Here is a 24,893-nt window from a genome sequence, read left to right on the forward strand (position 1 = left end):
AATCACCTTTCTATTTTTAAAACTTAATATGTTGTGATAATTTTTGCATATAAAAGGAACGAATTAAAAGGAAAAAGATAATTTCAACCGTTCCAAAGATTACAAGTACAACTGTAATCTCAGCGAATAATGATAGATTTAATATCTCTTGCAACATTTTTGTCGCAAACATTGTATGGATGGATGCCATAATGTAAGGAACAAAGAAAAGAATCGCAAGTTGAATTGTAGCGGATTGCTTCATTTCGACTTCTGTTAAACCGATTTTTGTAATTGTTATATACTTTTCTTGCTCATTTGTTAAATCTGTATACATCCGGAAGTAAAGAACACTGCCAGCTCCGATAAAGAAAATAACACCTAGGAAAGTACCAATTAAGAAAAATGAAGCTACATTTAGTTTCGTTTTGTATAGAGAATTGCTTGCTTCACTTGCATGGAATGGTGAATGTTCTGCTTGAATAGCTGCACTGTCGTTATTGATTTTTGTTATAAATGCTGAACCGATATTATGTGCCTTTTCCCAATCTGGAACTTTGAAGCTATATACACTCATCTGTTTTGAAGCGTTTGATAAGGCTTCTACATTTTCATCAGATAATACGAGAAGTTGTGATATTAAGCTATTCGGGAAAGGGCTATAACTTTTATATTCTTTCACTTGTAGCTGTAAAGAGTTTTGAGTAAGTGTCAGAGTATTTTTCTTTTCTTGATCAAAAACTGTTCCAATGAATTGATCATCTATGTCTTTAATAAGGATATAAGACTCATTATTACTTACGGTGAGCGTTTCCAAATTTAATGCTTTAGCAAGTATATTATAGTCACTTTGTTTAATTGCATAATAGAGCTGCGCGTTATCTTCTGCCGAAGACACTTCATATATATCCGTTTTAAATTTCTTATAAGCAAACTGCTCTTCGTTAAATTTTTGTTCTAACCAATTTAAATGTTCATCAGCTAACGTATTTTCAGTATGTGATAAATAAGTAAATGGGAAAGGGTTTTTCCTTATTTCATCAAACTTTGTGAATTTCCCAAACCCATATAAGAATGTAATCATTGTGAAAGCGAGTGTCGATAACATCGTCACGATAAAGAGCATGTTAATATTTGTCCGAATCCGAGTTGCTAAATCAGAAACCCAAAGCATATTAATACGTTTCATATAAAATTTTCTTCTCGTCTTTAATATGCGAATGAGTAAGAAGCTAATTTGTGAGAAGAAAAAATATGTCCCAGCTGCAGCAAGTGATGGGATGACAAATATACAGGAGGCAGCGTACAAAAGCCCAGCGATATCTCCTAGTGACATAAAATATAGTGGGTTTGCTGCTAAAACATATCCAGATATTAAACATATCGCACCAAAGAGAGAGATGAGTACAGATGCTTTTCTTTCTTTTTGTTTTGTTCCTTCTTTTAAAAGACGTACAGCTTTTCTCGTACGGATTAGCATCGGTGTAAAAGATGATACGAGAATGAAGAGTCCAAGAAAGATAATTATAGTTAAAACGATAGCAGCTGTAGGCCACCAATATAAATATAAACCAGGCACATGCGTAATTTTGGCGGTAACTAATAAAAAGAACTGTGAAAAGACGAGGCCAAATTGAATGCCGAAAAATATGGATAGGCCACCAATTAGCATGTTTTCTAGAAATACGAGCCTCTTTAATTGCTTTGGAGATATGCCAAGTACTGTTAAAATCCCGAACTGTTTTTTTCGTACTTTTAAGAAAGTACCGATTGAATATAGTAAAAAGAAAAATGAAAAGAATACAATGACAATTTCTGAGATTGTCATTAATATGTTCAGAGCAGCATTCACGCCTGTCATATGCAATTTAGGATGAAATAAATAAACTGCAAACGAGAAAAAAATTGCAATGGAAAACGCACTGCTTACAAAATAGGCGAAATAAGCTCTGGCGTTCCGCGTCACGTTTTTAAATGCAAATTGCCAAAATGTCATTCACCTAAACCTCCTAATAGAGTGATCGTGAAAAGGGTACGGTAGATACCCTTTTCATGTAAAAATTTTTTCAAAAAGATTGTTTTAAATATTTTATCCATTTGTATACTGTGATAATTTTTGCATGTAAAGCGAACGAATTAATAGGAAAAAGATGAATTCTACGGTTCCGAAAATAATAAGAACGGCTGTAACTTCAGTGAACAATGATAAATCAATTACATCTTGTAGCATTTTTGTCGCAAACATCGTATGGATGGATGCCATAATGTATGGAATGAAAAACAAAATACTAAGTTGAATTGTTGCAGAGCGTCTCATTTCCGCATCCGTTACACCAATTTTTGAAATTGCTACATATTTTTCTTGTTCGTTCGTTAAATCCGTATACATTCTGAAATAAAGAACGCTACCTGCTCCAATAAAGAAAATGACACCTAAGAATGTCCCGATTAGGAAGTATGCAGCACTTCCTGATGTGATTCTATATAATGAATCTGCTGATTCATAGGAGCGTATAAGGTGGCCTTCGTATTGGAACGCCTCTCGATCTTTTTGTATTTTTTTCATAAAATCATTAGCAATTTCATACGTCTTTTCCCAGTTTTGTACGTTATAATTGTACGCTGATACACGCTTTGTTGTACTTGGTAAGTTGTTTACAACAACATCAGGTAAAATTAAAGTTTGATATGAAAAGTAAGAGGGAATGGCCCCTGCTTGTTCATTGCCCTTTACTTGTAATATCGTATTTGTGCTAGAAAGTGTAATGGATTTTCTATTGAAGCTTGGCTCAAATTGGCCGAATAAGGTGAAATAAGCGCCACCGTTTAAGACATATGCTTCGTTATCGCTCATGAATAGTTGTTTCATTCGCAGGGCAGCCGCGAGTTTATTATAGTCACTTTGTTTCATTGCATAGATGTCATTGTAAGTTGTTATACCTTCATCTTCTTTCAGTGGTGTTTCATATAAATCAGCTTTGATCTTTTTATAAGAGAAATTTTCTTTTTGTAACTGCTGCTCAAGCCAAGTTAAATGCTCGTTAGTAAAAGGATTTGCGTCATATGAAAAATAAGAAAATGGAAAAGGTGAACTTCTCGTAACCTCTAGCTTTATAAATTTTCCAAATCCATATAGAAATGTAATCATTGTGAAGGCTACTGTAGATAGAATCGCTACAATAAAAAGCATATTGATATTCGTTCGAATACGACTTGTTAAATCAGAAATCCAAAGCATATTAATTCGTTTCATATAAAAACTTCTTCTTTTCTTTAAAATATAAATAAGTAAGAAACTAATTTGAGAAAAGAAAAAATATGTCCCAATTGTAACAAGTGCTGGAATCACAAAAATACTTGAAACCATATATATAACGCCTACTTGCGTGTTTATTGAGAAGAAATATTTAGGGTTTGCAGCTAAAATATAACCACCTAATAAACAGATAGCACCAAATAGAGAAATGAATATGGATGGTTTTCTTTCTTTTTGTTTTACATTGTTTGTTTTTAAAAGGTTTACCGTCTTTTTCGTACGAATTAGCATGGGTGTAAATGAAGATACAGCGATAAAGAGACCAAGAAACACAATCGTTGTTAAAATGAAAGCATTTGTAGGGGGATATAAATATATCCCTGGTAGATGTGTAATTTTCGCTGTCACTAATAAGAAAAATTGTGAAAATACAAATCCAAACTGCATACCGAAAAAGATAGATAAAATACCAATTAACATATTTTCCATAAAAACGAGACGATGTAATTGCTTTTTTGATATACCTAAAACGGTTAAAATACCAAATTGTTTTTTACGAACTTTTAAAAACGATCCGATTGAATAGAGTAGAAAAAAGAACGAGAACAAAACAATAACAACTTCTGAAAAAATCATTAATCCTGAAATTTCAGAGATCATAGTGGAATTTTGTAATTTCGGATGAAATAAGTAAACAGCAAACGAAAAGAAAACAGCAATGGAAAAAGAACTACTTACAAAGTAAGCAAAATAAGCTCTCGAGTTGCGCGTTACATTTTTAAATGCAAATTGCCAAAACGTCATAATATGTACCTCCGTTTAGAAGGCAAATATGTAGTCTCATTGCAAAAAATGTATGAGAGTAAGTTCTCATACATTTTGCTAGCATATGTTACGATCATGCTTCGGTCACCTTCTCCGTATTTTCTGCTTGATTATTTGCAGCGTTGTGGAAGATGATTTTAATCGTCGTTCCTTTACCAACTTCAGAATCTAGTTTGACAGAGTGACCTAAATAATCACAAATTTTACTTACAATATAAAGTCCCATACCAGTAGATTCTCCGAATGCACGACCATTTTTCCCAGTGTAAAACGGTTCAAATACTCTTCGAATATCTTCTTGCGGAATACCAACACCTTCATCGCGAACTTCTAAAATAATATCTTTTCCGTTTCGGTAAGCAGATAAGAAAACTTTCTTTCCGCGCTCACCAGAGTAACGAACGGCATTTGTCATTAACTGATAAATAATGAACTTTAGCCATTTCGCATCCGAAGCAACTTTTAAATCAGAATGAACTTCTAAAACAGGGAAGACCCCGTTTCGAATGAAGAGTTCTTTTAATCCATTAATATTTTTTGTTACCGCATCTTTTAATGAAATCGTCTCAACATGGAAATCTTCATGGAAGTTATTTAACCTTGCCATATATAAAGCCATATCGAGCCCTTGATTTAATCGTTCTAATTCTTTTTTGAATTTCGGAATCAAATGTTCATCTTCCATTTCGAGCACCATAAGCTGCATAACAGACACAGGTGTCTTCATTTGATGCACCCAGTGGTTAATGAATAATTGATGTTCTTGTTGTTTTACTTCATACGATTGTAGTTCTTTTTGGAATAGACGATACTGCGTACGCACGAGTTCATTTACACCGTGAGGCATCGGAGCAGTTGCTCTTTCAATAAACGCATCTTCCAGTTTCTCTGGTGGTTCACTTAATCTGTGATACATTCTACGGTTACGAACGTAACGATAAGCGAGGAAACAGATGAATAAGTATAAACTTAAAACGATGAAGTAAAACTTATTATTTTGAAATCCGTCTACTGCATCATAAAGAACGAAAATGATTCCGAAGTTTAATACATATAGTAGGAAAAATGCAAAATGATCACGTAAAAATAACTTCATGCTTATTCACTCCAAGTTGCGTTAAAACGATACCCAAGTCCACGTACTGTTTCAATAGCATTTTCAATACCAAGCTCATTGAATTTCTTACGAAGACGCGTAATGTTTACGTTTAATGTATTTTCCTCAACGAAACTTTCGTCATCCCATAGGGCAGCTAACAAATCTTCACGGCTCGCTGTACGAGGGAATTTAGATAATAACATTTCTGCTAAAATAGCTTCTTTCTTCGTTAAAAGAACTTGCTCAGCACCGAAATGAATTTCTGGGCGTTCTGGGAATAGTTTTAAACCTTCTACTTCAACGATACGTTCAGAAATATTTGGCGCATAATCACCGTAAATACGACGTAATTGACCTTTAATTTTCGCCATTACAACGTCGTAGTGGAAAGGTTTTGTAATATAATCATCCGCACCGCTTTCAATCGCCATAATTTGTTCCATCTCGCCAGCACGCGCTGAAATGAAAATAATTGGACAAGTAGATTCATGACGAATTTGACGGCACCAGTAGAAACCATCGAATTTCGGTAAGTTTACATCAAGTAAAACAAGATGTGGTTTCACTGCGTTAAACGATTCCATAATATCATCGAAGTTCTCTGCAACAACAGCTTCATAGCCATATTTTTGAATGTGAGATTGTAGTAATGATGAAATATTTGGATCGTCTTCAACGATTAAAATTTTGTACATATGTATATTCCTCCTAAAAAAACAATTGTAGCTATAGTGTATCATGTGTTTCAAGTCTTTTCATTATGTTGAAAGATAAGCTAGTAAACAGTATAGGTTAAAAGTGGAAAAAGTAAAAAGGGCTAGGATACAATTGACAATTAACTGAAAATATTTTAACATTTAGATAAATATCTAAATGTCTAATTATCGAAAGGAAGAAAAACATTGAATCAAGCATTCAAAGCATTAGCAGACCCAACAAGGCGAAAAATTTTAGATTTATTAAAAGAAGGCGATTTAACAGCTGGGGAAATTGCTGAACAGTTCAACATGACAAAGCCAAGTATTTCTCATCATTTAAATGCACTTAAAAATGCTGAACTTATCCAAGATGAAAAAAGAGGACAATTCGTTATGTACTCTTTAAACACAACTGTATTTCAAGATTTATTGACTTGGGTGTTTACGTTTACGAATAAGGGGGAAGAGGGGAAATGAAAAAACATCTTTTCGCAATTATATTAATTCTTATAACTTGTATAGCTTGGGCATATGCATGGCCGAATTTACCGGATACTATGATAATTCATTGGGGGACTGAAGGTGCGAATGGTTTTACTTCCAAGTTTAATGCAATGCTGTTGCTACTTGGAATTATGATTTTCACTTATGTTTTATTAACAGTCACTCCTAAAATTGATCCTAAGAAAAAGAATTATGATAAGTTTTCTAGAAGTTATATGATAATGAATTATAGCGTATTAGTAGTATTATTTTTAGTAAACATGCTCGTAATTGGGGTGGGATTAGGTTATGACATTCCGATGAATAGTACACCGTATATTATTGTTGGTCTTTTATTTATAGTCATCGGCAACTATTTACCACAATGTAAACCAAACTACTTTGTAGGTATAAAAACACCTTGGACATTAAGTAACGAGGAAGTGTGGAGGAAGACGCATCGTTTTAGCGGAAAGGTTTTTGTAGTATTAGGAGTTATTATGATGTTAAGTATTTTTGCTCCAGCAGCATGGAAAGCTTTCTTACTAATTGGAATTATTATTAGTGCAGTAGGACTAACGATGGGATATTCTTATGTCGCTTATAAAAAGAACTAAAAATGTAGATAAAAGCTGCGTTTCCTTTCATGGAAAAGCAGCTTTATTTTTTATTTCTTCAAAACCGGTATCCAAATTTCACTTTTGAAGTTTGGAGAGGATATATCTTTCTGTTCATTCCACAATATTTCCGGTCCTTCCGCTAGTTCATAGTTTGAGGAAGGAAACCACTCAGAATAAATACGCCCCCACACATTTTGTAATGCATCAGGAAATGGGCCGACAGCTTCAAATATAGCCCATGTTGAAGCAGCAACTTCAAGTTGCTTGAATTGCTTTGGACAATCTTTTGTCGTAGCTACTCCAATATAGTGATCGAGTTCGCCTTTTTCCTCCATTCTTCCTTCAGAAAAATTCGTAGAAGCACTAATAATTCCTGTAGGTTCAATATTTGAAAGGGACTTTAATATGTCGATTGATTGGCTCTCTAAACTTTTCCACATAGAAGCAATTTCTTCGTTTACACCATTAAAAACAATCGGTACTCGTTTTTGTATACCAATGATTTGAAATGGCTCTTTTTCTTCAATTCGATAGTTCATTTCAGACCCTCCTTGAATAGATAGTTGGAAGGTCATTGGTGAATAAGCTTTTAAAGAACGAATTGTACTTCGAGCTTCGGAAGGCGTTATGCCGTGCAAGTTTTGAAATGCACGTGTAAATGAATCCGGTGAGTTGTATCCATATTTTATAGCGACATCAATGACTTTTGCATTGCTATCTTTTAGTTCAAAAGCAGCAAGAGTAAGACGTCTACAGCGAATATATTCTGAAAGTGATATGCCAGCTAAAAAAGAAAACATTCTTTTGAAATGATATTCGGAGCAGAAAGCTATTTTTGCGACTTCTTTAAAATCAATTTCGTGTGTAAGGTTGTCTTCAATATACCGCATTGCCGCATTCATATTTTTAAGTGAATCCATACTATGACCTCCTTTGTATATAGAATAGCAAGAATGAAATAGCTCCATCCGACATTTCATGCACAACTTTGTAGGATGCATTTTTAACCTTACAAAATTGTAATGTTCCTGTAAGGAGAATGAATGGATGGTATGATATCCCAATGTTATAGTAACAAAGTACTTTAGCTCATTAGGTTAAATTTTGATTTCTCCGCTTATGTGCCTTACATAACTGTCATGTTTGTGTAAGAAACATCGATAGTGGCAAGAGTAGAGAGTGTATATAGTTGAAAATAGAGAATAGAAGAAATGAGGGATGTCGAGATGAAAACAGTGTTAGAAGCAAAAAATATTGAAAAAGTATATGACACAGGTGGGAATAAATTTGCGGCTTTAAAAGGTATTAACTTGCAAGTAAAAGAAGGTGAGTTCGTTGGAATTATGGGACCTTCTGGTTCGGGTAAGACGACTCTTTTAAATGTTCTTTCTACAATTGATAATGCGACGAACGGTGAGATTTTAATTGATGGAAAAGACATCGTGAAGATGAACGATGATAAGCTGGCGTTATTCCGACGTGATCATTTAGGGTTCATTTTCCAAGATTATAACTTATTAGATACGTTAACGGTGAAAGAAAATATTGCGCTACCTCTTGCGTTATCAAAGGTGAAAGCGAGTGAGATTGATCGCCGCGTTCTTGAAATCTCAAAGAAATTCGGTATTGATCATATTTTAAGTCAGTTCCCATATCAAGTATCTGGTGGACAGAAGCAGCGCTGCGCAGCATCGCGTGCGATTGTTACAAGTCCTAGTATGATTTTCGGAGACGAGCCGACTGGAGCACTTGATTCAAAATCGGCAACTGACTTGCTAGAAAGTATGAAGTCGTTAAATGAATATGATAACTCTACAATTTTAATGGTAACGCACGATGCATTTGCGGCGAGTTATTGTAAACGAGTTATTTTCATTAAAGATGGTGAACTATATAAAGAATTGCACCGCGGTGAATCAACACGTAAACAGTTCTTCCAAAAAGTCGTTGACGTAATGTCTTCTATTTCTGGAGGTATGGCTGATGACCTTATCTAGCATTGCCCTCCGCAACATACAGCGGAACTTTAAAGACTACTTTGTATATTTTGCATCTATGATCTTTAGCATCGTCATTTATTTTACATTTAAGGCGTTGCAGTACAATTCACAAATGGAAAAAGCTGCGGAAGGTTCTAAAAAAATTAGCGGTGCATTTCAAGTTTCCAGTGTCATGCTAATTATATTCGTAGCGGTGTTCATTATATATTCGAACGGCTTCTTTACACGAAAGCGTAAAAAGGAAGTTGGACTATATTCGTTACTTGGTATTCGTAAAAGACAAATCGGTAAAATGCTCTTTTATGAAAATTTGTTAATGGGATTAATGTCATTAGTAATCGGGATTGCGATTGGTAGTGTCCTTTCAAAATTATTCCTTGAGTTATTAGTAAATATGATGGGATTAAACTTAAACGTTCATTTTGAAGTACCGATGGCTGCCATTATTGATACAGCAATTATTTTCTTTGTGATTATTTTATATACATCACTCCAAGGGTATCGTTTAATTTATCGCTTTAAGTTAATTGAACTTTTCCGCGCAGAACGTGAAGGAGAAGCAATGCCAAAAGGATCTGTCATTATGGCATTAATTTCAGTTCTCTTAATCGGTTCAGGTTATTTCTTAGCGTTAATGTTTATGAAGGCAATTATGTATGCAAACTTTATGGCAGTTGCACTTTATATTTTACTTGCGACAGTATTAGGTACGTACTTACTATTTATGTTCTTTACTGTATTCGTATTGAAACGTGCAAGAAATAATAAATCATCGTTTTATAATGGTATGAATATGGTAACGACGTCACAGCTACTATATCGTATTAAAGGGAATGCAAAGTCACTTGCGACAATTTCTATTTTAAGTGCGGTAACATTAACAGCGGTTGGTACGTCAGTTACGATGTATTACAACACATTTACACAATCAAAAGCAGTTGCACCATACAGCTACTCTTATGAGAAGAAAGATGCAGAACTAGATAAGAAAGTAAATGCGATTTTTGCTGAGGAAAAAGAGAATCACCCCGTAAAAGATCAATTTGAAGTTGAGATGGTTCCTGTAAAAGGAAAGTTTGAAGGAGTTAAAGTCGATTTCATCTTTAATATGAACTACAGTATCTCAGAGAAATATCAATTTATATCTCAATCTGAATTTAATAAACTTGCTAAAAAAATCGATGCAGAAACAGTGAATGTAGCTGCTGGTGAAGCCTTTATATATGATAGTTCTTATATTGAAGGGTATGAGTTTAGCCCTGAATATAAAGGAAATAAAGCGGTATTCCAAATTGGAAATGAAACGAAGACATTGACGATCCAAGGTGCAAATGATAATGCAATTACGAACTTAGGTGAATTAGTTGTTGTCGTTCCGGATGAAATGTATGAACAAGCGAAGCAAGCATTTGGAACACGTATTGTGAAAAATATTGATGTAAAAGATGAAAGAAACAGTAAAGTATTAACAGAAAAATTAACAAAAGTGATGCCAGCTGGTGAATCAGAAATGGCACCACCATTTAGAGACTTCTATACTGGTTTCCATATGGGACTTGAAGCAACTGGACTAATGATGTTCATCGGAATGTTCTTAGGACTTGTATTCTTACTAGCAACAGGTTCTATTATTTACTTCAAACAGCTAACAGAAGCAAGTGCAGATCGTGAGCGTTACGTTGTCCTTCATAAAATCGGTGTAACGAAAAAAGAAATGAAAAAAGCTATAGCAAAACAAGTGAGCTTTATCTTTGCAATTCCACTAGTAATCGGAATTCTACACAGTTTGTTTGCATTAAAAGGTTTAGGGAACATACTACCATTTGAAATTATGATTCCGCTTCTAATTAGTATCGGAGTATATGGCGTCATTTATATTGGATATTATTTCTTAACAGTTCGCTCTTATTATAAGATTGTGAGCGCGAAGTAATAGATGGTAGCTGTAAGGAAATAAGAATTATAAAATAGTGATTCACCTGATTTTTTAGTCAGGTGAATCACTATTTTTTTTTGATAAGCGCTAGTGAGAGATAAACAAAATAACATTTGGGGAGGGAATAGGCAAACAGAATTTGTGTACTAAAAGTTTATCATTCTGATTATATTAATAAAAGGATGAAAATGAAGGGTTACATATTACTCGATGGGAATAGCATGAATTTTATAGACATAATTAATGCGCATCAATTATGTCTATAAAATTAAAGGTATGTTTATAGTCAAAGGTATCTATGCATATTACATAACGCTTCAAAGGGTTTATTTCAATTACAGTCATACGGCTTGAGGGAAAATAACGATCTTCATAATAAGTGATTAATATTTCTTTTTCGGAAATGAATGACTGTAATAGAAGATCTTCAATCCGCTCCCTATCATTTTGTGGTGATACTCTTATTGGTCCTTTAATAACCTTGCGTGTGCCAGCAGATTGTTCAGGTGTAATAGTCATTTGATTCAATTTCGAAGTGTCGCTATCTTTTGATATATTTGCGCTACTCATGCCTTATATTCTCCTAACAATATATTTTCTGTATCTTTCTAACTTAGGAAGAACAGTTACTATTTAATTACTATTAATTTAAGCGCTAAATTTCTTATGTTCTTGAACTGTACACACTGTATAAAAAGCCTATTTTGAGAAGTAGTCAGCTATAAAACTTATATAATGAAGAAATTATGGCGAATTAGCTTAGTATTAAAAAATTATCAAATTTATCAACTTATTTATAGTAATTTATTTGTCATTATTGTACTTTTTTGAAGGGGCTAGAACTTTATTAGGATTAAGGGAAATAGGGGCGTGTAAAGATAAATAGAAAGAATATAAAAAAGAAGAAACAATCGACTGATTTTGAGGTGAGAGTATTACTACTCACAAATGATAGGATGTATTGAATTGGTGAATTTTATATGTAGGTGAGCTAGTATTATATCTATCTCACCTAGTGTTAAGAAATCGCTTCTATATTACAGTATGATTTTCCCGATATTGTCTAGGGGTCATACTAGTGATTTTTTTGAAAACTCTTGTGAAATAACTTTGATCATTAAAATTAAGCCAAGCACAAATATCCGATAGTGGATATGTTGTTAATGTTAATAACTTTTTGGCTTCTTCTACTCGTTCCCTTTGAATGTATTCACTTAAAGGAATCCCTACTTCTTTTTTAAACAACTTAGATAAATAAGTAGGAGAAATCTCTAAAAGGCTAGCAAGATCATTGAGAGATATTTCATCGTAAATATGTTTGTGAATATGATTTAGGCATGTAGTTATTGAATTAGAATATGCTTGATTACTATATTCTGTAACACGTTCTGCAAAAGTACATAAGGCATCTTCAATTAATCTATTTACGGAGTACATGTTATCTAGTTTTTCAATGGTTTGGATATATAAAGTACCAAGTGAAAAAGCAATATGTGATGGAAGATTACCAGCTATCGCATATCGAATAGCTAAAGTAATTGCGATAATACCATTGTTTTTTTGGTTTCTGAGTTGATCTCCTTTTGATGAAATCGCCGCATCCTCTTGTGGAAATGAATACGCATATTGTATTACTTTTTCTTTATTTCCTTCTTTAATTGCTGAAAAAAATTTACGTTCCAATGATATGTCATAATTTTGCGGATCATGCCGGCGACGTTTTGAAATATATAAATCAGGATTTACAATTTTGTAAGAAACATCTTCTAGTAATTTATTTTTTTCCCAAACAATATCTCTATCTAATTTTTCATTGAAAACTACGTAATGTAACCAAATACTTATATCAATTAGAGTACTTTTTTTAATCTCGGGTAGAAATTGATAGTAGTCTATTCCTTTTTGTATATTAGTACAATTAAAATATTCCATAAGTTTGATGGCCATTTCATCTGATACCTTTGGATAGGTAGTGGGGCCGACTATTATAGTTCCTTTTACATGTTCATGATTTGTTATATGGATACTAATGAAATTCTCAAGATACTTATTTCCTTTGAAAATTGGAAAATTACAAGGAGTGTTTTCTTGATAAATTTCATTAAGATGTTCTTCTTTAGAAGAATAAAAGGGACTACCAATCGTATGAGAAGTAGATTCATATACAATTTTTTTATCAGTAGATAGAAACTGAACAGGAACATGAAATGTACTATGTACAAGATCACATAAGTGCTGTAGGTCGATGGAATTATTCATTATTTTCTCCTTTTAAATAGTTTTGAAATACCACATATTCATACTTAGATCTACATTCATTTCTATAAGATATAAATTTCTTATTATATTAATTTTTTACTTACATGAAAAGAATTACATATATTGGATAGGGATGAAAGGTGATTTACAGATTAATTTCCAAAGATGTTGTGTGAAAATAGACGTAGCAATGGTACCTTCCATAAAAGTTGTTTTTATATCCATTATACCAAATTAATAAATATAAAAGAGATATTTATATATGGAATATGAAATGTTTTATGTATAAGAATGATAGATAATGCTTTTTCATTCTTCATAAAATCTTAAGAAATCTCCTCAATTTTTGTTAAGAAACGATAGTTATACTTAGAAACAAGTTAAAAACTATTGAACGAATGGGGAGAGATTTACATGCAACTCATAACATTCTTACATGAATTTATCAAACATCCGAAACATACTGGTGCAGTTGCACCGAGTTCTAAAATATTAGCAAAAAAAATGGTAGATGTAATTGATTTCAATAGAGCGAAATACATTGTAGAGCTAGGTCCTGGCACAGGAGCTTTTACGAAAGAAATTATGAAGCGAAAGAAGAAGGAGACGGTATTACTTCTTATTGAAATTAATGAAGTGTTTTGCAAAGAGTTAACGAGAATGTTTAAAAATGAGCAGAACGTCATTGTTGTACACGGTTCAGCTGAAAATATAAAAAAATATATGGAAGAGTTCAATATAGAATGCATTGATTACGTCTTATCGGGATTGCCTTTTACTTCTTTACCAGAAGGGGTTTCAAAGCGTATTTTAAATAATGTGATGGAAGCCATACATGAGAACGGTGAATTTATTACATTTCAATATTCACTTGTGAAAAAGGGATTTATACAGCATTTCTTTCCTGAAATTACATTGAAAAAAGTGTGGTTAAATGTTCCGCCGGCTTACGTCTTTAGCTGCAAAAAAGAATTACGGAGGGCGTATGCATAATGGAATTACATGAATTATTATCATACATTGAGCAGTACGGTTATTGGGCATTATTTTTCTGTTTATGGCTCGGGATCGTCGGTATGCCAATTCCAGATGAAATGATTGTAATGAGTGGCGGTTTCGTATCATCATTAGGCATATTAAATGTAATTCCCGCTTTTGTCTTAACATATTTAGGTGTTGTATCAGGGCTTTCTTTAGGTTATATATTAGGAAAAGTATTTGGTACGAAAGTACTTGATAAGCTAATGAAAAAGAAAAAAGCAAAATATCTTTTAAAATCGCAACAGATGGTTGAAAAATACGGTCAGTATGCGTTAGTTACAAGTTATTTCATACCTGTTGTAAGACATATTGTGCCGTATTTAGTTGGAATGAATAACATGTCATTTAAGACGTATGCTTTATATTCCTATACGACAGGGTTCGTTTGGACACTTGTTTATTTTGTGCTCGGTTCTTTATTTGGACAACATATTGAAAGTATTGTAGCAGTTGCGATAAAGTATGGCGCGTATTTTGGCGGGATTGTTTTTGTTGTTGCAAGTGGTATTTATTTGTATAAGCAAAGAAGAAGTACAGTGATGAGTAAGTAAATAGACTAAAGGTTTATGCTTATTGAGAGTAGTATAAAAGGGAGAGTTATTTTGTAAAATAACTCTCCCTTTTAATGTAATAGCTCCTTATTACTTACATTAGGTGTTGTTTGAAATACAGTTATATAAATTGTTAATATGATTGTATTGATCAGATTAGCTAGTATAGTCATAAAATCACTTGATGGAGTGATAAGAACAAAGATTGAAAGTGCGGCAGAAGCAAGTGGAATGAACTTTTGTATCGTAGTTAACTTTCCACCGTTATGAAGCTTCGAAGATTGAAAGAAGCAAAGTAAGAAAATAAAGGATGTAAATACTAATCCTAAATATCCCCATCCATCCTCAATATACCAAGGTAAAAAGCTCATTCTTGATGTGAAAATAAATAAATTGAATACTAAGGTGCTAATGATTAACGTATTTAAAATCGTGATATTTGTCTGTTTTTTCATTTGAATTATACTCCGAAATTTATTTTATCCCGTATTAAAGGGCAGTAAAATTCCCACTGATTAAAGTTTTACTTTATTGAGATGTTTTTGCCATTTCCATAAATCGCTTTTCAATTTCATCCAAATCGAATGAATGGCATATTCTGCGGTCTTCTTTATCTAAAATTCGATAATGTTGAGATAAAATATTTTGTTGTATTTGATAACCGTTTAATTCTTTTATTTGTCGCCACCACATTTTTCCTCCTAACGTCTTCGGGAAGTTTGTATTGTAGTGTGTAAAAGCGATTGTTTTTATAATTTCATTCACATCATCTCCGAATGTCATTTGGACTGTATCGCTCTGTTCGAAGAGTGTTACGACACAAACTGCACCTGACCATGTTAGGGTACGTCTTCCTTTTTCAATTTCCACTAATGTTTTCTTCGATAAACCAATAATTTCTGACATTTTATCTTGTGATAAATTATTTTCAACACGGATGAGTTTTAATTTTGAATTGACGAGTTCAATAAATTTTTGTTTATCCATAATACAGCTCCTTTTTTATTATAGTGTAAAATTACACTAAAGGTGTAATTTTGTCAATGGTAGTGCAAAGAGTTACTTTTGGCTGATTTGATCTTTCTAATTTATATTTCACTTTTAGTTTAAGAAAATGTTAAGAAACCGTACGAGTTTTTATTAAGAAATACGCTCTATACTTAGAAACATCTTAAAGAAAACATAATGAAAGGCGGAATATAGATGAAAAGATTTATCCTTGCATCATTACTTGTCATCATAGCAGGAGCGGCATATTTATTAAATGGGAGCGCTAAGCTAGATCAAATGAATCCCTTTCTTGATATAGAGGACCATTATGCAATAATTGATAGCGATGGAAAAGAGTTGGGTGGAAATAAAGGTCGTGAATATAAAGTGAAAGCTTATGATGAAAATGGTAAGGAAAAAGAAGTTACAATTGACGAAGTAGATGAATTACCAAAAGGCTCATACTGGCATGTGCTTACGAGAGGTAAGTTCTTACATGATAAGGTGCAAGTAACAACAGATAAAATTCCTGATGGGGCGAAGGCTAAGTTAGGACTGTAAGTATAAAACCGATTCTCAATGAGAGAATCGGTTTTATTATTTTATGGTAAAATTTAGCGAGAGGAGGCGAGAGTGATGCTACTCATTGTTAGCCTTATTTTAATTGGGATTATGTGTAGTATGAGAATAGTATCTTTACATATGATAGAACGAGAAAAGATAGAAGAGCGATATGTATATTGTCCAAAATGTGATTCGAAAATTAGGAGAGGCAATTCCGCTCCTTTTTGTTCGAAATGTAATGTAATATTTTAACGACAGTAAATCCGAAATCATTTTGTATGGTTCCGGATTTTTCTTTTTAAGAAAATATTAAGAAACCCCGTGACTATTTGTTAAGAAAATCTATTTATACTGAACTCTGTTGCTTAAAGGGAACATCAAGAATCATAACAGGAGGTATAGATAGATGAAAACAATGCTAGAAGCGAAAGGGATTTCGAAAATATATAATACAGGTAGTAATACATTTGAAGCGCTGAAAGATATTCATTTACAGGTGAAAGAAGGAGAATTTATCGGTATTATGGGGCCATCTGGTTCTGGGAAAACGACGCTTTTGAATGTTCTTTCTACTATTGATACAACATCAAAAGGCGAGATTTTAATTGATGGAAAAGATATCGTGAAGATGAATGATGATGAATTAGCGTTATTCCGCCGAAATCATTTAGGATTCATTTTCCAAGATTATAACTTATTAGATACGTTAACAGTACGAGAAAATATTGCATTGCCCCTGGCCTTATCGAAAGTGAAAGCGAAAGAGGTAGAATCTCGCGTTGAGATGATTGCAAAGAAATTTGGAATAGATCATATTTTAAATCAATATCCATATGAAATATCAGGTGGACAAAAGCAGCGCTGCGCAGCATCAAGAGCAATTGTAACAAATCCAAGTATGATTTTTGGAGATGAGCCAACTGGTGCGCTTGATTCTAAGTCAGCAACGGATTTATTGGAAAGTATGAAATCATTAAATGAAAAAGATCATGCGACGATTTTAATGGTAACGCACGATGCATTCGCCGCAAGTTATTGTAAACGAGTTGTATTCATTAAAGATGGTGAATTGTATAAAGAGTTATATCGCGGGGAGCTTACACGTAAACAGTTCTTCCAAAAAGTTGTAGATGTTATGTCTTCTATTTCTGGAGGTGCTATAAATGAGCTTATATAGCATTGCTCTTCGTAATATAAAACGAAATTTTAAAGATTACTTTATATACTTTGCTTCTATGATTTTTAGTATCGTAATTTATTTTACATTTAAATCATTGCAGTACAATTCACAAGTAGGAGAAGCTGGAGAGCAAGTGAGCAATGGGTTTCAACTTGCGAGTGTCATGCTTATTATTTTTGTCGCGATATTTATTATATATTCAAATGGATTTTTCACACGAAAGCGTAAGAAAGAAATAGGTCTTTATTCTTTACTAGGTATTCGAAAAAAAGAAATAGGCAAAATGTTGTTTTATGAAAATATGTTAATGGGCTTACTGTCATTAGTAATCGGAATTGTAGTTGGTAGTTTACTTTCAAAATCATTCCTTCAATTGTTAGTAAGCATGATGGAATTAGGCGTAAATGTTCATTTTGAAATACCAATTGGGGCGGTTATAGATACAGCAGTTATTTTTTGTTTTATTATTTTATACACATCTTTTAAAGGATATCGTGTTATTTATCAATTTAAGTTAATCGAGTTATTCCGTGCAGATAATGAAGGCGAAGGAATGCCAAAGGGCTCTAAAATTATGGCTATCGTTTCTATATTATTAATTGGTTCAGGATATTTCTTATCAGTAACAGCTATTAAAAATGCTAACGGTGATGACTTTATGCCACTTGCTCTTTACATTTTATTAGCAACAGTACTTGGAACGTATTTATTATTTATGTTCTTTACTATTTTTGTATTAAAAAGAGTGCGAAACAAAAAATCTTCATTCTATAACGGAATGCAAATTGTTACAACATCTCAATTACTATACCGCATTAAAGGAAATGCAAAATCGTTAGCAACAATTGCAGTATTAAGCGCAGTAACGTTAACAGCAGTTGGAACTTCAGTAACAATGTATTACAACACATACATGCAGGCAAAGAAATATAAGCCGATTAGTTATTCCTATGAAAAGAAAGATGATCATGTAGATCGCAAAGTGAAGGAGATTTTAAAAGAGGAAACAGAAAAGAATGAAGTTATTCATCAATATGAGTTAGAAACAGTAAAGGTAGTCGGTGAATTTGGTGACGATGTTTCAAATAAAGATGCCTTAAAATCAAGAACGACTGATCTTATGGCGCAATCATCATTTAATAAAATTGCAAAATATTTAAATGAAGAAACAGTGGATTTGAAAAAGACAGAAGCATATGCATTTGATGTTATGCACGGTGAAGGAAGTAGAGATACAGGCGTTTATAAAAATAGAAAGGCTATATTCCCAATTGGAGAAGTAGCACCAGTACAAATAAAAAAAGTAAAAGGACGCAACATTACGAACTTATATGAACTAGTAATCGTCGTTCCAGATGAAGTGTACGAGCAGGCGAAGAAGACAGTCGGTTCTCACACTGTACAAAACATTGATGTAAAAGATGAAAGAAATAGTAAAGTGCTAACAGAGAAATTAAAACAATTCATACCAGAAGAAGATGTGGAAGGTCAGAGGCAGTTCAGTGACTTCTATACCACTTTCCGAGACGGTATTGAAATATCAGGATTAATTATGTTTAGTGGTATGTTCTTAGGACTTGTATTTTTACTTGCAACAGGATCTATCATCTACTTCAAACAATTAACAGAAGCACATGCAGATCGTGAACGTTACATCGTTCTTCGAAAGCTTGGAGTAACGAAAAAAGAAATGAAAAAGGCAATCGCAAAGCAAATGAGATTTATCTTCTTCATTCCTTTAGTAGTGGGTATATTGCACACTTTATTTGCGCTAAAAGGATTAGCGACAGTACTTCCATATGAAATTGCAGTACCGTTATTAATTAGTATTGGTGTGTATAGTGTCATTTATATTGGATATTATTTCTTAACGGTTCGTTCTTATTTTCGCCTTTTTAGTTAAAATAGGGTGTACATAACAAGGATATTTTAAGTGGAGTGCTATATTTGGGAATTCTTATCATAGTAGGGTGCCTATTGATAGGCATCATTTTTATTGGTTTAAGTATGTATAGGTTTGTAAAAGAAATAAAAGAAAAAAATTCAAAAAAAGATAAATGGACAGTAGTGGCACAAAACATTCTAGAGCTATTTTGTGATCCGCTGCACGGAGCACCGTTCTATTTTTTAGTTGGTGCGCTCTTTTTTGTAGTGGGGCTTTTATTTCTCTATATGGGAATGGGCTGGGTTGAAACTGATTAGTTAGCGCTAGAGAATCAATTATATAGTCGTAGTATTAAGAAGGAGAGAGTAGATGCCGATTATAAGAGATATCCGATTAAGTTTTCTAAAAAGAAAAGAGAATATAAGTAGTCTAGAGGTATTACAATTAACATCCTCAAGCAACTATGAGGAAGAGATATCTTTTTTAAAAGAAACGAGCTGTATTACTTCTTTATACGAGCGACATATGTCAAAGTTAAGAACAGACTATGAAAAAGTTATTTTGATTTACTGTGTGGATGATATTTCATTATTAAATCAGTGGGAGAAGAAATATCGAATTTTTCCTGAATATATGAATGTGTTTGTAGAGTATGGGAGTGTAAATGATTTTCCATATTTATCAGATAGAGAGAAAAAAGAATTAGCCCTTCAAATCGTTCATACTGAAATGAAGAGTTTAGCTGTGGAATGTGATTGGGATATAGAGATGTTAGAAAAAGCATACAATAAGGTACTGGATTTGGATTATAAAAATGAACTTGTATATATAAAGAAGAGTAGTCCGAATAAAAAATATGTATGTAGTATAATTTGGCAGTATGAAGTGGCTTATGCTGATATGTACTTAGAAATAAGGGAGTATAGAACGAGACGATTAATCAAAAAGGAAAAGCTTATGAGAGAAGAAGATATGTATAAAATGTTTAATCATGTTAGTGACGTGGCTTGGAAGTTAAACCATAAGGTGATGTTGATGAACGACAAAGGGAAAACTGTGTGGATGTTAACCTTTTTAGAGAAAAACGAGCCAGATAATTTAGCTTGGAAGATTGAAAGAATAGAGGAAAGTTGATAAAAAAGAGCTTGAAACCATTCAAGCTCTTTTTTATTACTATTTATGTCCTAAAATATGCTCAACCTCATGCACACTTAATTTACTTGCCTTAGCAATCGTTTCAAGTGGTATACCAAGATCATACATACTTTTAATCATTTGAATTTTTCCCTGCTGAATCCCTTCTTTTCGACCCTTTTCAATGCCTTTTTCGATGCCTTTTTCAATCCCTTTTTTTATTCCTTGTTCCATTCCTCTTTTTATTCCTTCTGTCTCTGCGTGGGCGAATTTTGCTGCCTCATCCATTAAAACTTTCTCCCTTGCGTCATAGGCTTGTCGGAAAGAAGAATCTTGACTCATACGTTCCCAATTATTTATCGCTTTTTGTAAAATAGGATCTCGGTTCATAGCAATATCCTCCAATGTTTTAGTTAAGTGCTCATCCTCATTTGCTGAAAGCAATAAAAGCCAACGAACAAATGGATCTTCCCACGGATTTACTTTTTCTTCATGCCATTGTTCTGTTAACTTTGGAATTTCTACAATGTGAATTTCTATGTCATCACTTAAGAGTTTCTGTTGTTGTGTATTCCATAATGTTCCCGTTGTATGAAATTCTTTGCGATCTGAAAACATTATGAAGTTCAATAAATTAATGGTGATGGTTTTATGAAGCGAACTGTAAGGCATACCTTTTTGTAATTGGGATGTGTATAATTTTCCCCAATAATATAAACTACGTTTTATCATATCGTGATTATTATTGAGCTGTATTTCTACATTTACTTTTGTTCCTGTGTTTAATGTCGCTGAAATGTCTAAAATAGATAACTTATCCTCTTCATATTACCGATGTAAATGTGGATCTTCTAGTTGTAGAGAAGCAATGGGCGACTCTAAAGACTCTTGTAACATGGCATTTAAAAATGCAATTAGAATATCTTCACTACCATTCGTACCAAACAATTGTTTAAATGCAAAATCAATGCGTAAATTAACTAACTGTTGGTTGAACACAGTTTTTTCTCTCCCTTGTATCAGGTTGCGTCTTTCCTTCATTGTATCTAAAAAGAACTGGGGCATGCAAACAGACCCTTCTGCTATTTTATTAGTAGTATTATTAGAAAATGAAAGGCAAGTATGTCTATGTTATACTCTAGTGAAATCAAAAAAATAATTTTTGTTTATATTGATGAAAAGGTGATACATATGCAAAAAGATATTTTGAAGCTATTAGATAGAAAGCAAAGTAACTATGAATTTCCTGCCTTTGATAATGAATATATGGATATTTCGCAAGTGAAATTCTCTCTTTTCTTTAAAGATACTAAGGATTGGTTAATGATGTTTCAAATTGTCGGTGTAGGTTCATTAGGTGTATTTAATGATATTCAAGTATATGGCGATAGAATGAATCATTCAATTGGTGATGACGGTATTTTGCAAGTAAAAGATGGAGATTATGAATTATTTGATGATGAAGGTGAATTTATACCGGATATTCATAACGGTAGTTTAAAAATTCGCGATCATCATTTTGAATATCAATTTACAGAAGAAGATTATGCGAATAATGGAATAGAAGTGAAAACGAAAGAGTCTTATCCAACATATTTCATGCGTATGCTTGCTGCTAATGACGAGGCTAGAAAGTTATTATGGTGGGATAAAGAAGAAATTTTAGAAGAGTTCGGTTTAAAAGGTGATTGGGAAGTAGCTTATGAAACGGAAGAGTGGCAACATGTTGAAGAAGAGAAAGTAAGTGAAAATGAATTCTTCCAATCAGTAGCTGCAGCGATAGAGAAGCAAGATCCAAATGTTATTGTAGATAAGGATGCTAATACGCACTGGAAAAATTGGGTGGAGTTTGATTACGAAAACTCATATTAAAAATGAAAGAGTAGATCAAAGCGCATTTTTACTAAAAAAGACTATCCGAAATGTTAAAAATCGGATAGTCTTTTTTCATTAAACAACCGCAGGATTATAAATCATCGTGAAGTGCCCTTGTAACAATTCAATATGACACGGTGTATGGAGCGAGCTTTCTCCATCAGTATCTACTTCTTTTTCTTCTTCTGTATCAATCTGAATGGATTTCGCTTTTACGTGGAAGATATCATTTTCGTTTGAGTCTTCAAATAGTTTCTTTCCGATATAATCTTTAAACGCTTGAATGCCTGTTGATTTGACTACGAAAATATCAAGTGTTCCATCATCACATTTTACGTTCGGAATAAAGGATGGGATACCCCCGAGATATTCACCGTTTCCAACCATAACAAGGACAGCTTCGTCTTCATATACTTGTCCGTCGTAAGTTATTTTTACTGGGAATGTTTCAGCGTTTTTGACAGTTCGAATGGTGCTTAAGTAGTAACCAATTTTACCAAGCTTTGCTTTCTCTTCCGCATCGATATTGTTTGATACTTCAGATACGAGTCCAATGCCCCAAAAGTTTAAGAAGTGTTGCCCGTTTGCTTTTGCGACATCAACTGGTTTTACATGTCTTTTTGTAATAAGTTTTGCCGCTTCTGCAATGTTTTGCGGAACGCCGAGCGTGCGAGAGAAGTCATTGCAAGTTCCGCCCGGAATGATTGCAAGTGTAGGTTTAGTTTCAAGAGGTGCTAAGCCATTTGTGCATTCAAATACAGTACCGTCACCACCAAAGACGATAATTAAATCTACTTTACTAGCAAACTCCTGACAATATTTTTTTGCATCACCTTGCTTTTTCGTATGAAGGATATGTAAGTCGGGAAAAGCTGCCGCAAGAGGTGGTACGATTTTCGTTAAGTTCGTATGTAAATCGCCTTGTCCTGCTTTCGGATTTACGATGAGGAGTACTTTTTCAAATTTTGTCTTTGTCATTTTTATTCTCTCCCTTTGTCTTTTAAGAATCGTGATAGAAAATAAACTTCCATCAATTATTGATGGAAGTTTATTCTATTTATATTATTCCGTTACAACTGAAGCGATAAATGGTAAGTTACGATATTTTTCTGCGCAGTCGATACCGTAGCCAACGATAAATTCGTCTGGAATTTGGAAGCCAACATATTCAGCTTTTAAGTCCACTTTACGGCGTTCAGGTTTATCAAGTAACGTACAGAATTTCAATGCTTTTGGTTTATGCATGAAGAAGTGATCTTTTAAGAAGTGAAGTGTTAAACCAGAATCGATAATGTCTTCTACGACAATTACGTTTTTTCCAGTAATGTTTACATCGATATCTTTTAATAGTTTTACTTTTCCAGTTGTTTCTGTTTGATTCCCGTAGCTAGATGCAGAGATAAAGTCGATAGTTACTTCGTTTTTAATATGACGAATTAAATCAGCAGCGAATACGAAAGATCCTTTTAATACAGCGATTACTACGATTTCTTCTCCTTCAAAATCACGTTCGATTTGAAGAGCTAGCTCTTTTACTTTTTCTTGTAATTGTTCTTCAGAAATTAAAGTGTCTTTTATTTCAATTTTCATTTGAATCCTCCTACAGTGTAAAACTTGTGAACATTTCGACTGTAAAGGATAGAAAGAAAAAAGTCAAAGAAGATATAAGGTTTTTTATGGAAATCCCCACAAAATAATCAGATGATATGATATACTGATTACATTAAGAAAACGCTTCCATAAAGGGTGATTATGATGAAAAAGAAACAGTATACAAGTGTAACATTTATAAAAGCATTGCTTTTAACAATTGTTCTTGGCATGTTAGCTTACATAATTGATTTACCTGCAATTCGGATTTCACTAATTGGAATGACTTTAGTATTAGGCGCAATTTCCCACGGTATGATGTCACAGCTGCAAGAAGTTGGACTTGATGATATGAAAGATCATATAGATAAGAAATGAGAAACCTTCACGTATATAGAGTGAAGGTTTTTTGTTTCTTACAAAAATGTAAGGTGATTTGTAAGACAAATCGATAGTTGCATAGTGGTGTTTTGGATAAACTATAAGTGTAAGGTAAAAGGCAAGCATATTTTAGGTAAATTAAGTTTTAGGCACTCTATATGTGAAAAAGGAGTAGGAGGGCATGGAGAAACGTTGGACGACCTTTTCTTTTTTAGCAACTAGCAACACCGTAATGCTAGCTGGAGAAATGGATTTTTTGCACTTGTTTGATCGAGAAGACGATCATTCTTCTTCTAAATTTACAATGAAATGGAATAAATGGAGCGAGAGTTGTAGGTTTGAAGAAGAGGCCCCTAACGAAAGGCAAAAAATTATTTTAACAAACCCTATTAAAGCGTGGGTTGTTCAACGTCGTAAGTGTAACGTCAAAAATCACTTCAAGAAAACTGAGCCGAGACAATTAGTTATCGCTCCGGCCCTTTCTACTTCTCAATCACGCGAAAGTAACAAATAAATATCGAGACACACACCCGAAAAAACATCGTAT

26 protein-coding genes and 1 pseudogene are annotated in these 24,893 nt (G+C 33.3%); 15 read left to right on the forward strand and 12 right to left on the reverse strand.

The genetic code is table 11. The features are described from left to right. Positions 1 to 16: 16 nt before the first annotated feature. From SJY24_RS06055 to SJY24_RS06070, 4 genes are all read right to left on the reverse strand, one after another. Complete coding sequence (locus SJY24_RS06055) at positions 17 to 1,975, reverse strand: FtsX-like permease family protein (RefSeq protein WP_377864051.1); 1,959 nt, start codon at positions 1,973 to 1,975, stop codon at positions 17 to 19. A gap of 93 nt (positions 1,976 to 2,068) precedes the next feature. Continuing rightward, positions 2,069 to 4,039: an FtsX-like permease family protein gene (locus SJY24_RS06060; RefSeq protein WP_377864052.1), complete on the reverse strand. Its 1,971-nt coding sequence runs from the start codon at positions 4,037 to 4,039 to the stop codon at positions 2,069 to 2,071. A gap of 94 nt (positions 4,040 to 4,133) precedes the next feature. Further along, positions 4,134 to 5,156, reverse strand: a complete 1,023-nt coding sequence (locus tag SJY24_RS06065; protein WP_377864053.1) for a sensor histidine kinase — start codon at positions 5,154 to 5,156, stop codon at positions 4,134 to 4,136. Positions 5,157 to 5,158: 2 nt separating this feature from the next. Further along, positions 5,159 to 5,854 carry a response regulator transcription factor gene (locus SJY24_RS06070; protein ID WP_000276736.1) on the reverse strand — a complete coding sequence of 232 codons (696 nt, stop codon included), beginning with the start codon at positions 5,852 to 5,854 and terminating at the stop codon, positions 5,159 to 5,161. Positions 5,855 to 6,061: 207 nt separating this feature from the next. On the opposite strand from SJY24_RS06070, the gene SJY24_RS06075 reads away from it, so the two are divergent. Both SJY24_RS06075 and SJY24_RS06080 read left to right on the forward strand, forming a co-directional pair. Further along, positions 6,062 to 6,334, forward strand: coding sequence for an autorepressor SdpR family transcription factor (locus SJY24_RS06075; RefSeq protein WP_002089211.1), 273 nt, complete (start codon positions 6,062 to 6,064; stop codon positions 6,332 to 6,334). Beyond that, complete coding sequence (locus tag SJY24_RS06080) at positions 6,331 to 6,957, forward strand: SdpI family protein (RefSeq protein WP_377864054.1); 627 nt, start codon at positions 6,331 to 6,333, stop codon at positions 6,955 to 6,957. The genes SJY24_RS06075 and SJY24_RS06080 overlap by 4 nt, the downstream gene beginning before the upstream one ends. 50 nt (positions 6,958 to 7,007) lie before the next feature. Here the strand turns inward: SJY24_RS06080 and SJY24_RS06085 are convergent, their stop codons facing one another. After that, positions 7,008 to 7,880 (reverse strand): AraC family transcriptional regulator, encoded by an 873-nt coding sequence (locus SJY24_RS06085; RefSeq protein WP_377864055.1) that lies wholly within the window; start codon positions 7,878 to 7,880, stop codon positions 7,008 to 7,010. Between the two features lie 306 nt (positions 7,881 to 8,186). Between SJY24_RS06085 and SJY24_RS06090 the strand changes: the two genes are divergently transcribed. Both SJY24_RS06090 and SJY24_RS06095 read left to right on the forward strand, forming a co-directional pair. Further along, positions 8,187 to 8,957 (forward strand): ABC transporter ATP-binding protein, encoded by a 771-nt coding sequence (locus SJY24_RS06090; RefSeq protein WP_000859659.1) that lies wholly within the window; start codon positions 8,187 to 8,189, stop codon positions 8,955 to 8,957. Further along, positions 8,944 to 10,893, forward strand: coding sequence for an FtsX-like permease family protein (locus tag SJY24_RS06095; RefSeq protein ID WP_377864056.1), 1,950 nt, complete (start codon positions 8,944 to 8,946; stop codon positions 10,891 to 10,893). The genes SJY24_RS06090 and SJY24_RS06095 overlap by 14 nt, the downstream gene beginning before the upstream one ends. 243 nt (positions 10,894 to 11,136) lie before the next feature. Here the strand turns inward: SJY24_RS06095 and SJY24_RS06100 are convergent, their stop codons facing one another. Together SJY24_RS06100 and SJY24_RS06105 are read right to left on the reverse strand one after the other, a co-directional pair. Further along, the gene (locus SJY24_RS06100) at positions 11,137 to 11,466 is read right to left on the reverse strand and encodes a YolD-like family protein (protein WP_377864057.1); all 330 of its coding nucleotides are present in this window, start codon (positions 11,464 to 11,466) and stop codon (positions 11,137 to 11,139) included. A gap of 462 nt (positions 11,467 to 11,928) precedes the next feature. After that, positions 11,929 to 13,155, reverse strand: a complete 1,227-nt coding sequence (locus SJY24_RS06105; protein ID WP_377864058.1) for a helix-turn-helix domain-containing protein — start codon at positions 13,153 to 13,155, stop codon at positions 11,929 to 11,931. A 414-nt stretch (positions 13,156 to 13,569) separates the two neighbouring features. Here SJY24_RS06105 and SJY24_RS06110 point away from each other — a divergent pair, with 414 nt between their 5' ends. Both SJY24_RS06110 and SJY24_RS06115 read left to right on the forward strand, forming a co-directional pair. Next, positions 13,570 to 14,148: a class I SAM-dependent methyltransferase gene (locus SJY24_RS06110; RefSeq protein ID WP_377864059.1), complete on the forward strand. Its 579-nt coding sequence runs from the start codon at positions 13,570 to 13,572 to the stop codon at positions 14,146 to 14,148. Next, complete coding sequence (locus SJY24_RS06115; RefSeq protein ID WP_377864060.1) at positions 14,148 to 14,747, forward strand: DedA family protein; 600 nt, start codon at positions 14,148 to 14,150, stop codon at positions 14,745 to 14,747. Before SJY24_RS06110 ends, SJY24_RS06115 begins: the two co-directional genes overlap by 1 nt. 71 nt (positions 14,748 to 14,818) lie before the next feature. Here SJY24_RS06115 and SJY24_RS06120 read toward each other — a convergent pair whose 3' ends face one another. Together SJY24_RS06120 and SJY24_RS06125 are read right to left on the reverse strand one after the other, a co-directional pair. Beyond that, positions 14,819 to 15,202 carry a hypothetical protein gene (locus tag SJY24_RS06120; protein WP_088040316.1) on the reverse strand — a complete coding sequence of 128 codons (384 nt, stop codon included), beginning with the start codon at positions 15,200 to 15,202 and terminating at the stop codon, positions 14,819 to 14,821. Between the two features lie 73 nt (positions 15,203 to 15,275). After that, positions 15,276 to 15,734, reverse strand: coding sequence for a helix-turn-helix transcriptional regulator (locus tag SJY24_RS06125; protein WP_377864061.1), 459 nt, complete (start codon positions 15,732 to 15,734; stop codon positions 15,276 to 15,278). Between the two features lie 216 nt (positions 15,735 to 15,950). Between SJY24_RS06125 and SJY24_RS06130 the strand changes: the two genes are divergently transcribed. The 6 genes from SJY24_RS06130 (at position 15,951) to SJY24_RS06155 (ending at position 20,500) form a co-directional block, all read left to right on the forward strand. Then, positions 15,951 to 16,298 (forward strand): YxeA family protein, encoded by a 348-nt coding sequence (locus SJY24_RS06130; protein WP_377864062.1) that lies wholly within the window; start codon positions 15,951 to 15,953, stop codon positions 16,296 to 16,298. A 75-nt stretch (positions 16,299 to 16,373) separates the two neighbouring features. Then, on the forward strand, positions 16,374 to 16,553 hold the full coding sequence (locus SJY24_RS06135; RefSeq protein WP_377864063.1) for a hypothetical protein: 180 nt from the start codon (positions 16,374 to 16,376) through the stop codon (positions 16,551 to 16,553). Between the two features lie 154 nt (positions 16,554 to 16,707). Then, entirely contained in the window at positions 16,708 to 17,478 is a 771-nt protein-coding gene (locus tag SJY24_RS06140) for an ABC transporter ATP-binding protein (protein ID WP_377864064.1), read from the forward strand. Then, complete coding sequence (locus SJY24_RS06145; RefSeq protein WP_377864065.1) at positions 17,465 to 19,384, forward strand: ABC transporter permease; 1,920 nt, start codon at positions 17,465 to 17,467, stop codon at positions 19,382 to 19,384. The genes SJY24_RS06140 and SJY24_RS06145 overlap by 14 nt, the downstream gene beginning before the upstream one ends. A gap of 44 nt (positions 19,385 to 19,428) precedes the next feature. Continuing rightward, complete coding sequence (locus SJY24_RS06150) at positions 19,429 to 19,683, forward strand: hypothetical protein (protein ID WP_377864066.1); 255 nt, start codon at positions 19,429 to 19,431, stop codon at positions 19,681 to 19,683. 52 nt (positions 19,684 to 19,735) lie between these two features. Next, positions 19,736 to 20,500, forward strand: coding sequence for a hypothetical protein (locus SJY24_RS06155; protein ID WP_377864067.1), 765 nt, complete (start codon positions 19,736 to 19,738; stop codon positions 20,498 to 20,500). A 39-nt stretch (positions 20,501 to 20,539) separates the two neighbouring features. On the opposite strand, the pseudogene SJY24_RS06160 reads toward SJY24_RS06155, so the two are convergent. Then, positions 20,540 to 21,499 (reverse strand): annotated as a pseudogene (locus SJY24_RS06160) (Rpn family recombination-promoting nuclease/putative transposase). A 192-nt stretch (positions 21,500 to 21,691) separates the two neighbouring features. Here SJY24_RS06160 and SJY24_RS06165 point away from each other — a divergent pair. After that, positions 21,692 to 22,372, forward strand: coding sequence for a DUF7003 family protein (locus SJY24_RS06165; protein WP_377864069.1), 681 nt, complete (start codon positions 21,692 to 21,694; stop codon positions 22,370 to 22,372). A gap of 78 nt (positions 22,373 to 22,450) precedes the next feature. Here the strand turns inward: SJY24_RS06165 and SJY24_RS06170 are convergent, their stop codons facing one another. Together SJY24_RS06170 and hpt are read right to left on the reverse strand one after the other, a co-directional pair. Continuing rightward, positions 22,451 to 23,353, reverse strand: a complete 903-nt coding sequence (locus tag SJY24_RS06170; protein WP_377864070.1) for a diacylglycerol/lipid kinase family protein — start codon at positions 23,351 to 23,353, stop codon at positions 22,451 to 22,453. A gap of 84 nt (positions 23,354 to 23,437) precedes the next feature. Next, positions 23,438 to 23,965 carry a hypoxanthine phosphoribosyltransferase gene (gene hpt, locus SJY24_RS06175; RefSeq protein WP_000687586.1) on the reverse strand — a complete coding sequence of 176 codons (528 nt, stop codon included), beginning with the start codon at positions 23,963 to 23,965 and terminating at the stop codon, positions 23,438 to 23,440. 162 nt (positions 23,966 to 24,127) lie between these two features. On the opposite strand from hpt, the gene SJY24_RS06180 reads away from it, so the two are divergent. Next, positions 24,128 to 24,343, forward strand: coding sequence for a hypothetical protein (locus tag SJY24_RS06180; protein ID WP_377864071.1), 216 nt, complete (start codon positions 24,128 to 24,130; stop codon positions 24,341 to 24,343). Positions 24,344 to 24,527: 184 nt separating this feature from the next. After that, positions 24,528 to 24,860: a hypothetical protein gene (locus SJY24_RS06185; RefSeq protein WP_377864072.1), complete on the forward strand. Its 333-nt coding sequence runs from the start codon at positions 24,528 to 24,530 to the stop codon at positions 24,858 to 24,860. Positions 24,861 to 24,893: the final 33 nt, after the last annotated feature.

Source organism: Bacillus sp. R86525, assembly GCF_042466195.1.
In the GTDB taxonomy this organism is placed as follows: Bacteria; Bacillota; Bacilli; order Bacillales; family Bacillaceae_G; genus Bacillus_A; species Bacillus_A nitratireducens.

What these genes read in the sequence shown, in the direction of transcription:
- SJY24_RS06055 (WP_377864051.1), bottom strand. Translation starts at nt 1,975, where the DNA reads ATGACATTTTGGCAATTTGCATTTAAAAACGTGACGCGGAACGCCAGA.
- SJY24_RS06060 (WP_377864052.1), bottom strand. Translation starts at nt 4,039, where the DNA reads ATGACGTTTTGGCAATTTGCATTTAAAAATGTAACGCGCAACTCGAGA.
- SJY24_RS06065 (WP_377864053.1), bottom strand. Translation starts at nt 5,156, where the DNA reads ATGAAGTTATTTTTACGTGATCATTTTGCATTTTTCCTACTATATGTA.
- SJY24_RS06070 (WP_000276736.1), bottom strand. Translation starts at nt 5,854, where the DNA reads ATGTACAAAATTTTAATCGTTGAAGACGATCCAAATATTTCATCATTA.
- SJY24_RS06080 (WP_377864054.1), top strand. Translation starts at nt 6,331, where the DNA reads ATGAAAAAACATCTTTTCGCAATTATATTAATTCTTATAACTTGTATA.
- SJY24_RS06085 (WP_377864055.1), bottom strand. Translation starts at nt 7,880, where the DNA reads ATGGATTCACTTAAAAATATGAATGCGGCAATGCGGTATATTGAAGAC.
- SJY24_RS06090 (WP_000859659.1), top strand. Translation starts at nt 8,187, where the DNA reads ATGAAAACAGTGTTAGAAGCAAAAAATATTGAAAAAGTATATGACACA.
- SJY24_RS06095 (WP_377864056.1), top strand. Translation starts at nt 8,944, where the DNA reads ATGACCTTATCTAGCATTGCCCTCCGCAACATACAGCGGAACTTTAAA.
- SJY24_RS06100 (WP_377864057.1), bottom strand. Translation starts at nt 11,466, where the DNA reads ATGAGTAGCGCAAATATATCAAAAGATAGCGACACTTCGAAATTGAAT.
- SJY24_RS06105 (WP_377864058.1), bottom strand. Translation starts at nt 13,155, where the DNA reads ATGAATAATTCCATCGACCTACAGCACTTATGTGATCTTGTACATAGT.
- SJY24_RS06110 (WP_377864059.1), top strand. Translation starts at nt 13,570, where the DNA reads ATGCAACTCATAACATTCTTACATGAATTTATCAAACATCCGAAACAT.
- SJY24_RS06115 (WP_377864060.1), top strand. Translation starts at nt 14,148, where the DNA reads ATGGAATTACATGAATTATTATCATACATTGAGCAGTACGGTTATTGG.
- SJY24_RS06120 (WP_088040316.1), bottom strand. Translation starts at nt 15,202, where the DNA reads ATGAAAAAACAGACAAATATCACGATTTTAAATACGTTAATCATTAGC.
- SJY24_RS06125 (WP_377864061.1), bottom strand. Translation starts at nt 15,734, where the DNA reads ATGGATAAACAAAAATTTATTGAACTCGTCAATTCAAAATTAAAACTC.
- SJY24_RS06130 (WP_377864062.1), top strand. Translation starts at nt 15,951, where the DNA reads ATGAAAAGATTTATCCTTGCATCATTACTTGTCATCATAGCAGGAGCG.
- SJY24_RS06135 (WP_377864063.1), top strand. Translation starts at nt 16,374, where the DNA reads ATGCTACTCATTGTTAGCCTTATTTTAATTGGGATTATGTGTAGTATG.
- SJY24_RS06140 (WP_377864064.1), top strand. Translation starts at nt 16,708, where the DNA reads ATGAAAACAATGCTAGAAGCGAAAGGGATTTCGAAAATATATAATACA.
- SJY24_RS06145 (WP_377864065.1), top strand. Translation starts at nt 17,465, where the DNA reads ATGAGCTTATATAGCATTGCTCTTCGTAATATAAAACGAAATTTTAAA.
- SJY24_RS06155 (WP_377864067.1), top strand. Translation starts at nt 19,736, where the DNA reads ATGCCGATTATAAGAGATATCCGATTAAGTTTTCTAAAAAGAAAAGAG.
- SJY24_RS06165 (WP_377864069.1), top strand. Translation starts at nt 21,692, where the DNA reads ATGCAAAAAGATATTTTGAAGCTATTAGATAGAAAGCAAAGTAACTAT.
- SJY24_RS06170 (WP_377864070.1), bottom strand. Translation starts at nt 23,353, where the DNA reads ATGACAAAGACAAAATTTGAAAAAGTACTCCTCATCGTAAATCCGAAA.
- hpt (WP_000687586.1), bottom strand. Translation starts at nt 23,965, where the DNA reads ATGAAAATTGAAATAAAAGACACTTTAATTTCTGAAGAACAATTACAA.
- SJY24_RS06180 (WP_377864071.1), top strand. Translation starts at nt 24,128, where the DNA reads ATGATGAAAAAGAAACAGTATACAAGTGTAACATTTATAAAAGCATTG.
- SJY24_RS06185 (WP_377864072.1), top strand. Translation starts at nt 24,528, where the DNA reads ATGGAGAAACGTTGGACGACCTTTTCTTTTTTAGCAACTAGCAACACC.